At 57.6% G+C, this 14,461-nt stretch carries 9 protein-coding genes; 5 read left to right on the forward strand and 4 right to left on the reverse strand.

Going from position 1 to position 14,461, the window contains the following annotated elements; all coding sequences use genetic code 11:
• Positions 1 to 135: 135 nt before the first annotated feature.
• The gene (locus E1J53_RS09810) at positions 136 to 3,354 is read left to right on the forward strand and encodes a VCBS repeat-containing protein (RefSeq protein WP_134272748.1); all 3,219 of its coding nucleotides are present in this window, start codon (positions 136 to 138) and stop codon (positions 3,352 to 3,354) included.
• Between the two features lie 6 nt (positions 3,355 to 3,360).
• Here E1J53_RS09810 and E1J53_RS09815 read toward each other — a convergent pair whose 3' ends face one another.
• From E1J53_RS09815 to E1J53_RS09825, 3 genes are all read right to left on the reverse strand, one after another.
• Entirely contained in the window at positions 3,361 to 4,065 is a 705-nt protein-coding gene (locus E1J53_RS09815; protein WP_134272749.1) for a DUF5683 domain-containing protein, read from the reverse strand.
• Between the two features lie 79 nt (positions 4,066 to 4,144).
• Positions 4,145 to 5,095: a ParB/RepB/Spo0J family partition protein gene (locus tag E1J53_RS09820; RefSeq protein WP_134272750.1), complete on the reverse strand. Its 951-nt coding sequence runs from the start codon at positions 5,093 to 5,095 to the stop codon at positions 4,145 to 4,147.
• Positions 5,096 to 5,419: 324 nt separating this feature from the next.
• On the reverse strand, positions 5,420 to 6,847 hold the full coding sequence (locus E1J53_RS09825) for a lipopolysaccharide assembly protein LapB (protein ID WP_134272751.1): 1,428 nt from the start codon (positions 6,845 to 6,847) through the stop codon (positions 5,420 to 5,422).
• Positions 6,848 to 6,954: 107 nt separating this feature from the next.
• On the opposite strand from E1J53_RS09825, the gene serC reads away from it, so the two are divergent.
• From serC to E1J53_RS09840, 3 genes are all read left to right on the forward strand, one after another.
• Positions 6,955 to 8,013, forward strand: a complete 1,059-nt coding sequence (serC, locus tag E1J53_RS09830; protein ID WP_134272752.1) for a 3-phosphoserine/phosphohydroxythreonine transaminase — start codon at positions 6,955 to 6,957, stop codon at positions 8,011 to 8,013.
• Between the two features lie 276 nt (positions 8,014 to 8,289).
• Complete coding sequence (locus E1J53_RS09835) at positions 8,290 to 8,502, forward strand: hypothetical protein (protein ID WP_134272753.1); 213 nt, start codon at positions 8,290 to 8,292, stop codon at positions 8,500 to 8,502.
• Between the two features lie 72 nt (positions 8,503 to 8,574).
• The gene (locus tag E1J53_RS09840; protein WP_134272754.1) at positions 8,575 to 9,216 is read left to right on the forward strand and encodes an HAD family phosphatase; all 642 of its coding nucleotides are present in this window, start codon (positions 8,575 to 8,577) and stop codon (positions 9,214 to 9,216) included.
• Here the strand turns inward: E1J53_RS09840 and E1J53_RS09845 are convergent.
• Positions 9,213 to 10,604 carry a hypothetical protein gene (locus E1J53_RS09845; protein ID WP_134272755.1) on the reverse strand — a complete coding sequence of 464 codons (1,392 nt, stop codon included), beginning with the start codon at positions 10,602 to 10,604 and terminating at the stop codon, positions 9,213 to 9,215. The genes E1J53_RS09840 and E1J53_RS09845 overlap by 4 nt on opposite strands.
• A 218-nt stretch (positions 10,605 to 10,822) precedes the next feature.
• Here E1J53_RS09845 and E1J53_RS09850 point away from each other — a divergent pair, with 218 nt between their 5' ends.
• Complete coding sequence (locus E1J53_RS09850; protein ID WP_134272756.1) at positions 10,823 to 14,449, forward strand: SdrD B-like domain-containing protein; 3,627 nt, start codon at positions 10,823 to 10,825, stop codon at positions 14,447 to 14,449.
• The last annotated feature ends 12 nt before the right edge of the window (positions 14,450 to 14,461 follow it).

The following is a 14,461-nucleotide window of genomic DNA, read 5'->3' on the forward strand; positions in this document are numbered from 1 at the left end:
CCCGGAGAGATATCCGGCGCCGGAAATGGCTCAACGTGGAACGTCTCGACGGTCACCTGCGCTGAACGTATCGACCATCCTCCGCCGGATGTGTGCGCCGCTACGCCTATCTTCGCGCCACCAGAATTATCGTCCGTGCGCCCTACGTCCATCATTTGTTATACCCTTCTGCTTGGCGGTCTTGCCGGTCTGCTTTGCACCTGCGACCTCGCCCCGGAAAACTCCCCCCTGCTCTTCCGGGTACGGCAGGATGCGGGCATCGAGAGCACTAATGCCCTCAAGCCCACGGAGGATTTCAACATCATCGAGTACCTCTATTACTACAACGGGGGTGGGGTGGCGGCCACCGACATCAACGGCGATGGCCTGCCGGATTTGTACTTTACCAACAACCAGCAACCGAATAAGTACTACATCAACGAGGGGAATTGGCAATTCCGGGACGCAACGGAAGAGGGCGAGGTCGCAGGTGCCGGCAGTTGGTCCACCGGTGTGTCCATCACCGACGTCAATCAGGATGGGCGGCAGGATATATACGTCTGTAACGTCAGCGGATACAAGGGCCTTACGGGCAAGAATGAACTCTTCGTCCAGCAGGCCGACGGTACTTTTCGGGAGCAGGCCGCCGATTACGGACTGGATTTCGCCGGCTTCAACACCCAGGCCTACTGGTTTGATTACGACCTGGACGGCGATCAGGATATGTACCTGCTGCGGCACTCGGTCCACAACGACGCCACCTACGGCACGGCCCAGGGCCGTGAAATAATGGACTCCCTGGCCGGGGACCTCCTGCTCCGCAACGACGTCAATTCCGCCACCGCCAGCACCCCCCGCTTCGTCAACGTTACCGCGGCCGCCGGGATGTATTCCTCCAAAATCGGTTACGGTCTGTCCGCGGCCATTACGGATTTTGACCAGAATGGCTATCCGGACCTCTACGTCTGCAACGACTTTTCCGAAAACGATTACTACTACCTCAATCAGGGAGACGGCACCTTCCGGGAGTCCGTCCGCGAGCGGATGGGCCACAGCAGTCAGTTCAGTATGGGCAATGACCTGCTGGACCTCGACGAAGATGGCCGACCGGACCTGCTCACCCTCGATATGCGGCCCAGCGATGAAGTCGTGCTGAAGCACACCGCCAACGCCGATGCCTATAATGTCTACGCCATCAAGCGGGAACTGGGTTACTACGACCAGGTACCCCGCAATAACCTGCAGTGGAACCGCGGAGATGGCTATTTCACGGAAATCGGACAGTTGGTCGGCCTGGAGGCCAGTGACTGGAGTTGGTCCGTGCTGTCTGAAGATTTCGACTTCGACGGTTGGAAAGAGGTGTTCGTGGCCAACGGCATCGAACGGCGGCCCAACGACCTGGACTATTTGAAGTTCATCTCTTCGGACCTGGCCCGGACGGCCACCAACCTGGAACTGGCCGAACAAATGCCGCCCGGAAGGGTCGCCAACCAGTTTTATGATCAGGGACCCTACTTCGAATTCGCTCCACGGGGCGAGGATACGGACCCCAGCGGACTGGAGCACGTGGGCAGCTCGACCGGTGCGGCCGTGGCCGACTTCGACGGCGACGGCGACCTTGACGTCGTAGTCACTCACCTGAACGAGCCGGCCAGTATCTACGAGAATACGCTGCTTGAGGTGGCCCGCTCCCGCGATTCGGTGGCTCTGCCGGGCACTTCGGCCATGGTCTACTACCGGGTGGAAGACAACTCGAATTACGAAACCACCTTGCGCATCATCAACATTCAGGACGTGGCCCTGCGTTCCGGGGCAGTCACCTATCGGGCCTACCTGTCGGATGGCACCATGGTGATGCGGGCCTGGGGCCCGCAGCGCGGCCAGCTTTCCCAGTCGGATGACCGCTTCAGCTTCCGGCTGCCGGAGGGCGGGGGACTGGACTCCCTCATCCGTATTGATGCCACCGCCGGCACGGCCACCCGCTACGTACTGCAGTGGGGCAGGTTGGACAAATTGCAAATCGGACCGGCGGGGAAGATGTCCACCTCACCGGCGGCCCGGTACTCCGTACGGGAAACGCCCATCGTCCACCAGAGTAGGGTAGCCCAAGACTTTGACCGCGAACCCCTGCGGCCCTGGGCCGCGCCCCTGGGCGCCCCCGTAGTGGCCCAGCTCGCGGGAGAGCCCTTGTTTTTGGGGGGCGGGGACGGTGCTCCGGCGCTGTACCGCTTTGACGGGGAAAAACTGGTCACACTGGCCGAAATTGACACCGAGGATCGGGTCACCGCGGCGGTCTACGTTCGCCTGGACAGTACCCGGGGCAATCATCTGCTGATCGGGGACGATCGGGGGAAGCTCCGGCTCTACGATCAGAGGGGAGCCGAGCTTACGGACTGCGAGGAATGCCTCCCCCAGCTGCCCTTCATCCCGTCACACATACTTGCAGGGGATTTCGACGAAGACGGCGACCAGGATTTACTGGTCCTGACGCAGTCCGACGGTAGTTCCTTCGGAGAACGGACACCGGTTTACCGGCTCGATAACCGGGGGAACGGAACGATGGATACCATTCGCCTACCGTTGGCGGGCATGCGGGATGCGGTTTGGATACGGGACAACCGGGAAATTATTGCCGTCGGTCCCTGGCAACAGCTCAAGTTGGTGGATTTGGCCGGGGAGGATTGGCAGGTACTGGACTTTGGTCCCGCCGGTCTCTATCATTCCGTGAGCCTGGTAGAGTTTCCCGATTCCACGCGGGAGCTGGTCGTGGGTAACCTGACCCGCAACACCAGTCTGGGGGACCCCTACAACGAGGGGCCATTGTTCCTTTACCGGGACGACCTTGACGGCAACGGTCGCCGTGACCCCCTGATCACTTACCGACGGAACGCTCAGGAGTACAGCTGGGCGGACAAGGATGAGCTCGGTACCCAGCTACCTTCTCTGCGGCGGAATAATCTGAGCTACGCGGATTTCAGTCGGCGCAGCGTGGACGAAAGCTTCCCCGAGTTGGGTGCCCCGGTGGGCACCGCCGAGGAACTGGATAACCTGATCTTGTATAAACTGGAGGCGGAGGACGTGGAATGGGAGGTGGACTACCTCGCACCGGAGTTGCAACCCGTGCCCGTAAACCACGAAATACTGGACGGGGAGCGGATGCTGTTGGCGGGCAACTTCACCACCGTACTTCCCCGCCTCGGCCGTCTGGACGGTGCGGCCCTCCAACTGATTGACGAGGCCGGTGAAGTGTCCGTCATTGACCTGGGGGGAGTCCGTAACCGCAGTATGATCACGAAGATCGTTCCTCTGGATGGCCGTCACTGGTTACTGGTGGTGCGCGAAGGAAGTCACTTGATCCTGCGCAGGGAGCAGTAGCGCCGCCTACCGGGCGGACCGCAGTCGTTGTACCTCCCGCTCCTGGCGGCGCAACTGCGCGCCGCCGCCGAGGGGGACCACCAGTCCGGCCGCCAGCGTTCCGTCGGGCTGCACGGTAGGCTGAAGACGGATGGACAGGTCATCGCTGATGTCAAATTCCTGAAGGTGAGCGTCGCTGTAGGCTTCGACGGCCTGAAGCAAGTAAACCACAAAAATGCCGATGTAGGCGGTTTGCCGACCACGGTCGGCGTTGTCTCTGGCCGTAATGAGGGCCTGATCGGAGACTTGTTCCTGCGGGAACTCATCGTCGGTAACGAAACACTGGGACTCCGGAATTCGGATCACGTTTCCGTCGCCGAGACAGCGGTTTTCGAGGGCGGTGCGGAAGCGCACGTAGCGGGTTTGGTTGAAGTCGGCGTAGGCAATGATGCCCAGCAAACCGCCATAGACGAGCGGCACCTTCCACCACCGACGGTTGTACACCTGCCCTCCACCCGGAATGGCCGCCCAGAGGAGGGCGTTGCGGGGGTTACGTTGAACGGAGGCAAGCGTCAGTAAGGTGTCGGCCTCGTCCATCAGCAGTTCATCTCTTTGCAGGGTGTCGGCCTGGGCGGATAAAGCACAGGAAAAGATCAGACCCAGGATGACCATCCCCGAAAGCCGCAAAAATGGCGAAGTGCCCGAAAGGGTATCGTACAAGTGGGTACGCATGCTTACTTGGTTGGGGTGGTCTTAAGGTATGCCGTAAACAAGACGAGTAACGCAGGCAAAACGTGGGCCAGGGGAGGAATTATTCTACGGATTTGTAGAATCCCTCCAGTTCTTCCTGATTTTTGAATTTAATGGTGATGGAGCCGGACTTGGCGTCCTTGTCTTCCAGGTCGATTTTGATCTGTTTGGTGCCGAAGAAGGCCTGGAAAGCTTGCTTGACCTCCTTCAGTTCGTCGTTGGAGGGCTGCCGGTTCTTGCTCACCTTGGTCTTTTCCTTGTAAGACTTGGCTTCCTGTTCAATCTTCCGGATACTCCATTCGGGATGGTCGAGGATGTCCTTGAGGAAAAGCTCCTGGAGTTGTTTGTCCTTGATGCCCGCAAAAGCCTTTGCCGCACCAATGGTGAGCTGGTTGTTTTTAATGGCTTCCTGCACCATGGGGCTGGTTTCCAAAATCCCCAGATAGTTGGCCACGGTGGAGCGCTTAATGCCTACGCGGTCGCTGAGCTCCTTTTGCGTCAACTTGAATTCCTGTTTGAGCCGCAGGTAGCTGTAGGCAATTTCCATGGGGTTGAGGTCCTGCCGCAGGACGTTCTCGATCAACGCCATTTCCAGCAGGGTCTGGTCATTGGCGGTGCGGATGAAGGCGGGGACTTCCGTTAATTCGGCGGCCTTACTGGCCCGGTAGCGCCGCTCCCCGCTGATGATCTGGTAGCTACCGTCGCCCATGTGCCGCACGGTGATGGGCTGGATGATGCCGTGAGCCCGGATGCTGTCCGTGAGTTCATCCAGCGGCTCCTGCTCAAATTCCTTCCGGGGCTGATCCGGATTAGGGAAGATCTTGTCTAGGGGCAACATGGCGAAATTGCGGCTCAGGGTAGACACCGCCTCGGCGGTGGGCTTGGCCAGGGTCTCCTGGACCTGGCGCTCCCCAAAAACGGCATTGACTCCGGCGCCCTTCTTCAGGACGTCGCCCAGGCTGTTACTGAGGGCATCTTTACTTGGTTGTCCGCGCTTGAATTTTTTCGCCATGGGAGGGTTCTGTTTATACCGGTGGGCAAAGATACAAGGATTAGGGGATTGCCAAACGGATGGTGTAGGGGAGGGGGCGCGCGGATGATCGGGATACTCCTACTTGAGAATAACCCGCGGTATCTTCTCCACCCACGGAATTAATTTAAGAAAAAATTCAGGTGAAGTGTAACGGTCCGTCATCTCGTAGCATACAGGCTTCGAGAGCAATACCTAAGGGGTATTCGTAGGACCGTCGCCGGGAATAAATAATTTTCCTGGGGACGGTCTTTGTCCGTACCCACCACCGGGAGGTGGCCAGCTTCCCCCGTCGAATCTGCTTTCCTACGGCGTCCTTACCCGGGTGGATTCCTGAATCCAACACCCCACGAAGAACTTATCTCCCTCGTTGATGCCCCGCTGGAAGATGTCCGACTTGGAGGGCATGTACTGGGCGTAGCGATTGATGAATTTATTGGCTTCGGAAGCCAGGGCCGGCTCGATTGCCTTAGCCCGCTGCCACTTATCGATGGCCGGCCAGGTAACGATCTGGGAGTCAAAGCCCGTGCCCGGTCCGCAAAGCGGCCCACTGGACGCATACAGGGTGCCGATGAGCATGTAGGGTTCACCGGAATTCGGGTTCGCTCCGGCCGCCCGCAGGGCATACTTGCGGGCCTCGCGGAAGTTCCGCTTGTGGCTGTAGTACACTTTGGCGGCGTACAGCAGATAGCGCCCCTTCTTCTCCGCATCATCCGTTTCTTCGGAAGCGGCCAGGAAGTTTTCGATGGCCGTATCGTATTCTCCGTCCTTGAGGTTGTCAAAGGCAATCTTGAGGGTAGATGGCCCCGCCGTCACCACGCAGTTCTCGGCGTAAGCCTTGCTGACGGCATCAAATTCCGGACTGCCCTCCAGACACTCCCCGTACTTCAGACGGCTGAAAACCGTTAGGATGACGTCGCAGTCAGTAGGGTTGTCCAGGAAATCCTGGTAATACTGATTGATGTAGTAGTCACAGTCGTAAAAGCCCTTCACCGTTTCAAAGTAACGGAGCACGTCGGGGGTATAGGCCTTGATGGTCTCCCAGGCCTCGCAGTAGCGTCCCTCACATTCGGCCAGGCCCTTTTCAAGGCGCGTCATGAGGGCATCGGAGATTTCCTTGGCTTCGTCGGCTTCAATTTTGCCCTCCCGATGCTGCTCGACGAGCAGGCTGGACATGGGATTGATGACGAAATACTGTAGTTTTTCCGGCCCATCAATTTCCAGGCTTTCCTTAAACAGAGCGAAAACCTCGTCTTTGGTGGCCAGGCCCTCGTAGGTGTAGTAGCTGTCGAAACCCTGAATGGCGGCCATGTAGCCATCGCCCGGGTAACAATCACGGGCCTGCTGGTAAAGCATAAGGATGGTATCTCCGTAGGCTTGTTTCCGGTCAGGGTACTGGCGGATTAACTCGGAGAAGAAGGCCACGCCGTCGGTGTAGACCGTGGGGCGCCGCCCGTCGGCGGCGGGACTGGTGGCGTAAACCTTACGCCAGACCTTCATGGCCTCTTCCTTTTCGTTGGCCTTGATCAGGTTACGGTAAATGACGTAATTGGTTTCCGCCTCGTCGGGATCACTGGTGTCGCTGAAGGTCCGGCAGGACGTATCGTTGGAGGTCGTAGTTTCGGGGGAACTGCCCCCGTCGGACAGGGCCTCCGAGGCACCCAGGAACAAAGGATTAATCAATACGATTAGGGCAAGAAGAAAAGAGGAAAACACCGAAAAGGAAGTCCGCATCAAATCATTACGTTGGTTATCGATAGTATAAAGATGCTAAAGCTTATGAATGTTGGCTAATGCAGGTGGCGAAAAAACGTATTTTTGCGCCCAAATAGCCCCTTAACATGAAAAAGCATAATTTCAGTGCCGGTCCGGCCATCCTTCCCGCCAGTGTAATTCAAGAAGCCGCCGCCGGCGTGGCTAACCTCAACGGGAGCGGCCTTTCCGTCCTGGAAATCAGCCACCGGTCCGCGGACTTCGTAAAAATCCTCGACGAGGCCGAAAGCCTGGTGCGTGAGCTACTCGGAGTCGGTGATGATTACGCCGTGCTCTTTCTGACCGGAGGGGCCAGCAGTCAATTTTACCTCTCGGCCATGAACTTGCTGGCCGAAGACCAGACGGCCGGGTACATCGATACCGGAGCCTGGTCCGCCAAGGCCATCAAGGAAGCCCGGAACTTCGGTAACGTAGAAATCCTGGCCAGCAGTAAGGATAGCAACTACACCTACATTCCCCAGGACGTCAACATCCCCAACGGACTGCGCTACGTACACCTGACGAGCAACAATACCATTTTCGGAACGCAGTTCCGGGAATTCCCCGATACCGACGCTCCGTTGATCAGCGATATGTCCAGCGATATTTTCAGTCGGCGGATTCCCCTGGAGAAATTCGGCCTGATTTACGCCGGAGCACAGAAGAACATGGGGCCCGCCGGGGTCACCCTGGTTATCGTCCGCAAGGATTTGCTGGGACAGGTCAACCGTACCCTCCCCACCATGCTGGACTACCGGACCCACATCGCCAAGAAGTCTTCCTTCAACACGCCGCCCGTTTTCCCGATCTACGTCAGTATGCTGACCCTGCGCTGGGTAAAGGCCCAGGGAGGACTGGAGGCGATGGAAAAGCACAACGCCGAAAAGGCCCAGTTACTCTACGATGAGATTGATCGCAACCCGAAATTCCGGGGTACGGTTACCGATCCCGCCAGCCGGAGCCTGATGAACGTAACCTTCGTACCCACCGATGAGGCGGACCTGGAGCCCTTCCTGGCCGCGGCCGCAGCCGCCGGCTGCGAGGGGGTGAAGGGACACCGCTCCGTGGGGGGCTTCCGGGCCAGCATCTACAACAGCATGCCGAAGGAAAGTGTACAGGCGCTGGTGGACGTCATGAAGGCCTTCTAAATCAGGTGCACTGCCGGACCGACGGCCGTGGCACCTGTACCGGCTGAGCCGAGTATTCCGTTTCACTTCACGCTCCCGCGCCCGAAAATTTTGCGCTGATTTCTTAAGGAAAAGCCAAAATTTTCGGGCGCGGCCCATTTTATACCGTCCGTTGGTCGATCATTTGGGTTCGTTGGTCGAGAAATCCGATCCTTTGCCTTTATCGTGGCGTTAAATACGCGCGAGTTTAGTACTTTAGTTCACTGACTAAAGCACAGATCACAGAAACCCCAAGCAATGAATTCCTTAAAAGCTAGAATGACAACCATCGTCCTGGTCCTGGTGCTGGCGCTAAGTGGTGCTAGCTACGGATTTCTGATCGGGAGAAGCCAGCAGATGGATACTACCCGGGCCTCGGAACAAATCCAGAAGGCCAGCGAACAGATCCGCACCAGCGGAGCCGTCCTGAATAAGGGCACGGAGATCGTCAAACGGTTACTGGTTAAGTAACTTCTTCTTCTATACGACGTATGCTTATCGAACTGGCTTGGTTACCTTCGCGGGACCAAGCCTCAATTTTTTATGGCACAATTTCGCGGCCTCCTGTGTGACCTCGACGGCACGCTGGCGGATTCAGAACCTCTGCACTGCCGGGCGTGGCTGCAGTTTCTTCAGGACACGCTTTCTCTGACCTACGATCGCCACTGGTTCGAACAGTGGATCGGCACCAGCGACCGGGTGGTCGCCGCCTGGTTGATCCGGGAACACCAGCTTGGGGTCGACGATGATTTTCTGGTGCTGGGAAAGCAGGGCCGCTTCCATCAACTGATTCGTGAAGAAGGACGCGCCTTCCCCGGCGTCCCGGAAGCGCTGGCCAGCATTTCGGCACGCTTCCCCCTGGCCATCGCCACCAACAGCGGGCGAGCCGACACCGACGTGGTGGTGCCCGCCCTGCAATTGGATCGCTTTACGGAGATCGTCGTGACGGCCACGGACGTGGAAAACCTGAAACCCGCCCCGGATATCTATCTCCTGGCCGCAGAACGGCTGGGCCTGCGGCCCGAGGATTGCCTGGCCATTGAAGACAGCGGTCCGGGGGGGATTGCGGCCAAACGAGCGGGCTGCTACCTGATTGGACTCAATGACGGCGTTGAGGGAGCCGACGAGGTTATCCGGGACAATGCCGCCGCTTTGGCTCGGGCGCACGAGCTTCTGGCGGGCTAGGATTGATCAATTAAGGAGAGCAACCACGGCTTTTCGGTGCAGGGTTCTGTGGCGAGGACGCGGGTGCGGAGTTGTTTCCGGGGAGCCTTGTCTCCGGGGGGCAACCGTAAAACGGCGCTGGCCAGCATAAAGATGTTCCGGTAATTTTCGAGGTGATAACTCGCTTTCTTCTTGCGGGTCAGCAGCTTGCGGGTGCTGCTGATGTGTGACTGAAGGAGCATATAACTGTCCTGACGGAAATAGATTTTCAGCTGAATAATCCGGGCGGTGAGGTGATGAATGAAGTCACGAAAATCCGCCTGCTGGAGGTGGCGGAGGGCGTCTCCGTCTTCTCCGTTCGCCAGGGCCAGTCGGGCCCTGCCCAGGGCGACCACCTCCTCCCGGCCCTTCGGCGAGAGAAATTGTTCCTGACTGTCCAGGAAGTGCTCGGCCCATTCTACCTCCTGTAGACGGATGGCCAGGGCGAGGATATTATTGAAGGAGAACAGGCTGAGCTGCCCGTGCTGGTAAATAATGTTGCGGCTCAGTCCTAAGCGGTAAAGGTTGAAGGTCAGGGGAACGGCCGGCTCCCAGCCGGCGTTGGCCCGGCGCAGACCGTAATTGATGGCCAATACCAACAGATTCCGGTGGTCGTCGGGCGGAAAGAGATTGCCCCGTTCTTCCAGTCCCGTGACCAGTTCCCGGAAATAAGTTTCGGCCGCTTCGGGTCCGGCCTGCTGAATTTTTGCGGCCAGGTAAAAGAGATGAATACCCGGGTCGTCGCAAAAGGGTGGCTGCTCTGCGGCCGCCAGCACATCCTCTAGGCGGGGGATGGGATAGGCGTTTTCCGACTTGTGCAGACGCTGGTGCGCCAGACTGATGGTGGATTGCCGAAGTTTAAGGGCCAGCACGTACCGCTCCAGGTGTTGCTCCGCCAGGGTATAGTCGGCCCGGCCGCCGCGGTCTCCGGCCAGGTTCTCGTCGTATTCCTCCCGGGCGTGGAAATACTCAAAGGAATAGCGGTCCAGCCCCGCAAAGTCATCGGACTGGTAGCGCCGTAAGCGGGTCGATAAATGATCCCGTAAGCCCCGTTCCCGGTAAGCCGTCAGCAGACAACGGTTGTGGAGGTAGGTATTCTCGGAATAGACCGACCAGGCCAGGAAAGCCTCTAGTCGCTTCAGTAGCTGGTGCTCTAACTGACGGTGCTTCGCGGCCCGGAAGGGTTCCTGACCGTAGATAGCCCTAAATTCCACCCGACTATCCGGATCACCCGCCCGGTTTTTCCACCGCAAAAGGAAGAGCTCCCGGACGTCCGCCCGTTGATTATGCAGGGGGGATTCCAGCCATCGCCGGGCTTTCTTAAATTCACCGGGACTTAAATCCTCAATTATTTGTTGTAGTAACGACACTTGACGGGCAACGGTTAATTAATTGTTGTCAACAATTTATGAAAAAGTGACCACTAAAAGCCCTATTTTATAATAGTTAAGGCAAAAGTGGAAGGAATCACTTTCAACAAAACAGCAATTTTGTACTTGGTGATGGCTTGGCTATGCGGGATTATTGTAGCGTCAAAGAGCTTACACGAAGCAGAGTTCTTGCCTGAAAATCATAATTCTTATTTCCCATGCGCTATTTACTTGGTCTGATCCTTTGTTGTTTTTCCCTCGCCCTGTCCGCTCAATGCGAAATCACCATCAACTTCCAGGGGGTCGAATGTACCCCTGACGGCAACAACTACGTCGTCTTTTTTGACGTGGAAGGTACCGGGGATTCGCTCTGGTGCGGTTCCGAAGCCCTTCGGGGTGTTTGCGGCAGTTATAATACCGACGAGGTTCTGGTGAGTCAACCCATTCCCCTCGGGGAAGAGGCCATGTTGGTCGTCACCGACGAGACGAATCCCAACTGCGGGACCCAACTAATCGTTGATGGCCCCGCCGAGTGTCAGACGGACCCCTGTTTTGGTTTCGGTCTTGAAGTGTTCATGTCCGGCGATTCCACCAACTGCAACGATACCTCGCAGGTGTGGACGATCAACGCCATCGGAGAAGATTATCCGATTGTGATCGAAATATTCAACACCAACCAGACGATGATCTTCACCCAAACGCTGGAGAACACCAACGTGATTACCCTCAATGTTCCGGATGGGGTTTACTTCGTTGTGGCAACCTCCGCCAATGGGTGTCAGCAAGAAGTTCTCCTCACTTCCAGCTCCGGTGCCTGTGCTACTATCTCCGGACAAAGCTGGCGCGATCAGGACGATAACGGACTTCAGGGGCCCAACGAGCCCCCGGTGGAAACTGCCGTACAACTGATTCGAAACAACAACATCATCGCCACTACGGTAACCGTCAACGGTGAGTACCGTTTCGACAACGTACCCGGCGGTACCTACTCCGTGAACTTTGACGTCCCGGACCTGCTGGTCCCCACGGCCTACCAGATCGGCAATGATCGCGCCATTGATAACGACGTGTTCTTCCTCAATGGTACCACGAGACTATTCACCGTAGACCCTAACGGAAACGCGACCGACATTGACGCCGGATGGCGCATTCCCGCCTGTGACGTAGAGGTTTCGGGAAGCATTGGCGGATGCGGACAAACCGGGACTGTGGTGGCCGAAGCCGTTTCCGGTATTCCTCCCTTCGTTTACGAGTGGAGCACCGGGGATACTGGTTCCACGATTGACGGTCTTTCTCCCGGAGAGTACGGCGTGACCATGACGGACTCCGAAGGCTGTGTGTCTACGGAAACGATCTTCCTGGAAGTTTCGGATTCTACCTTCTTTGCCGATATCGTCCAAACCGGCGGAAACAACTGTAGCGACGCCGGAGAAGTGGCCAGCTTCTTTGTTGAAGTCTTTGGTGGTACGGCTCCCTACGCATTCCTCTGGAACACCGGAGAAACCACCCAAAGTATTACCGGGCCCTTTATCGCCGGTGAAGTTTACACCGTGACGGTAACGGACGCCAACGGATGCGAGTTCGTTGATCGGACCATCTTCCAACCCTTCGTTACGGAAATCACCTTCTTCAGTCCTTTTTTCCTACCCTGTGACGGTGGCTCGGTCACCATCGCCGTAGACTCCATTCAAGACTTTACCTTCACCTGGACGGGCCCCCAGAATTTCACTGCTACGGGAGTGAGTATCGAGGCCTCCATCCCCGGTAACTATTTCGTTGAGGGAACCAATTCCGATGGCTCCTGCATCATCCAGGGAGAAGCACTGGTTGTGGGTGGACAAAGTCTGGATGACCTCGAACTGTTCACCTTCTCTGATACCCTGGGCTGTGGTTTTGATCGCTGCCTCTGGGTCTGGACGAATAACAGCAACGGCGGTTTCCCCTTCGACGCTAACTTCCAGTGGTTTGGTCCGGATGGCGTTGAGATTCCCAATAACGGACAGGGCCCCGAAATTTGCTTTGACTCTAACGAACCCGGAATCTACGGGGTGGTGGTCTCCAACTCCTGTGATACCGTTACGCTGACGACCTTCTTTGAGCCCAATCCCGAATGTGACATCCTCAGTGGAACGGTCTACATCGACTACGCCGCCAACTGCTCCTTCGACGCGGGAGATTTCCCCGCCCCGAGGGTTATCGTGGAAATCATGGACGTGATTACGGGAGATACCTACTTCTCCATCACGGACGACTCGGGACAGTACAGTGCGGAAATCCCCGTGGGTACCTACGAGGTCCGGCCCGTTTCGGACCCCAACCAGCCCTTCGGTTCCTGTGAGCCGCCGCTGGAGGTAACGCTCTCCGGGGGAGGTGCCAACGTACAGGCGGACGTGTTCCTGCCCGCCCTGGTGGAATGTCCGATGCTGACGACCAGTGTGTCCATTCCCTTCCTCCGCCGCTGTTTCCGCAACTTCGCCTACGTGGAGTACGAGAACCTGGGCACGGCCGTGGCGGAAGACGCCGAGATAACCGTAGAACTGGATGAATTCCTGGTTAATATTGACGCCAGCCAAGACTTTACCCAGGACGGACAGACGCTGACCTTCCAGGTAGGCGACCTGCCCCCCTTCAGCAGCGGAACGATCGTGCTGTACTTCACCGTGAGTTGTGACGCCCAACTGGGGCAGTCTCACTGTATCGAGGCCTTCATTACCCCCAATGATCCCTGCGTGCCCGATGAATCCTGGAACGGGGCTTTGGTGAACGTAAACGGCGCTGAGTGTGACGGGGAGGAGGTCACCTTCGCGATCCGCAACGTGGGGGATAACCCGATGAGCGTGCCCCTGAGCTACATCGTCGTGGAGGACGGGATCATGATGACGCCCCAACCCATCATCGTAGAGCCGCTGGACGCCCAGGGTACCTTTGAAGTCAACCTGCCCTCCAACGGAACCACCTATCAGGTGATCACCAACCAGGAGCCCAACGCTCCGGGCTCCGATACCCCCACGGCGCTGGCCGAAGGCTGCGGCACCAACGCCAACGGAACCTTCTCTACGGGTTTTGCCAACATCATTGCCCTGGGCAATGGACTGCCCTCTGAGGCCATCGCCTGCCGGGTCAACGTGGGCGCTTACGACCCCAACGACAAATTGGGTTACCCGCTCGGCTTTCGGGGTAACAACATCGAAGAAGGCACGCGACTGACCTACAACATTCGCTTCCAGAACACGGGTACCGATACGGCCTTCAACGTGGTCATCCGGGATACGATCAGTGAGGCCCTGGACCTGAGGACCATGAAAATGGAATCCGCCAGCCACGAATACTTCGTCTCCATTGATACCCAGCGGGTGGTCACCTTCACTTTCCCGAACATCATGCTTCCCGACAGCTCGGTCAATCTCGCCGGCAGCCAGGGCGTGGTGTCGTTCTCGGTCAACCACAATCCCGACCTGATTCCCGGTGATGAAATCACCAACCGGGCGGGCATTTACTTTGATTTCAACGAGCCGATCATCACCAACTACAGCCGGCACCGGATCGCCAAGGAAGGACTTCCCGTAAGCGTGCGCGCCGAGGAGGCCCAGCAGGTTACCCTGATGGTGTACCCCAATCCGACGGCCGGTGAGATCAATATCGCGGTGCCTAACCGCGAAGTACGGGCCGGTGACCTCCTGACGGTGACGGACATCTACGGTCGTCCGATGGCCTCCATGACCTACGGCGCCCTGGCGGGCAATGCCTGGAACCTCGAGCACCTACCCGCCGGATACTACCTGCTCCTGGTGGCGGATGCTTCGGGGGTTACCCGGGGCCGGACCGGTTTTGTGATCAGCAGATAATCTTGCGAACAA

This window comes from Lewinella sp. W8 (assembly GCF_004375085.3).
Taxonomy (GTDB): Bacteria; Bacteroidota; Bacteroidia; order Chitinophagales; family Saprospiraceae; genus Neolewinella.

Coding starts and splice junctions, on each gene's coding strand:
- E1J53_RS09815 (WP_134272749.1), bottom strand. CDS start 4,065: ATGCGTACCCACTTGTACGATACCCTTTCGGGCACTTCGCCATTTTTG.
- E1J53_RS09820 (WP_134272750.1), bottom strand. CDS start 5,095: ATGGCGAAAAAATTCAAGCGCGGACAACCAAGTAAAGATGCCCTCAGT.
- E1J53_RS09825 (WP_134272751.1), bottom strand. CDS start 6,847: ATGCGGACTTCCTTTTCGGTGTTTTCCTCTTTTCTTCTTGCCCTAATC.
- serC (WP_134272752.1), top strand. CDS start 6,955: ATGAAAAAGCATAATTTCAGTGCCGGTCCGGCCATCCTTCCCGCCAGT.
- E1J53_RS09835 (WP_134272753.1), top strand. CDS start 8,290: ATGAATTCCTTAAAAGCTAGAATGACAACCATCGTCCTGGTCCTGGTG.
- E1J53_RS09840 (WP_134272754.1), top strand. CDS start 8,575: ATGGCACAATTTCGCGGCCTCCTGTGTGACCTCGACGGCACGCTGGCG.
- E1J53_RS09850 (WP_134272756.1), top strand. CDS start 10,823: ATGCGCTATTTACTTGGTCTGATCCTTTGTTGTTTTTCCCTCGCCCTG.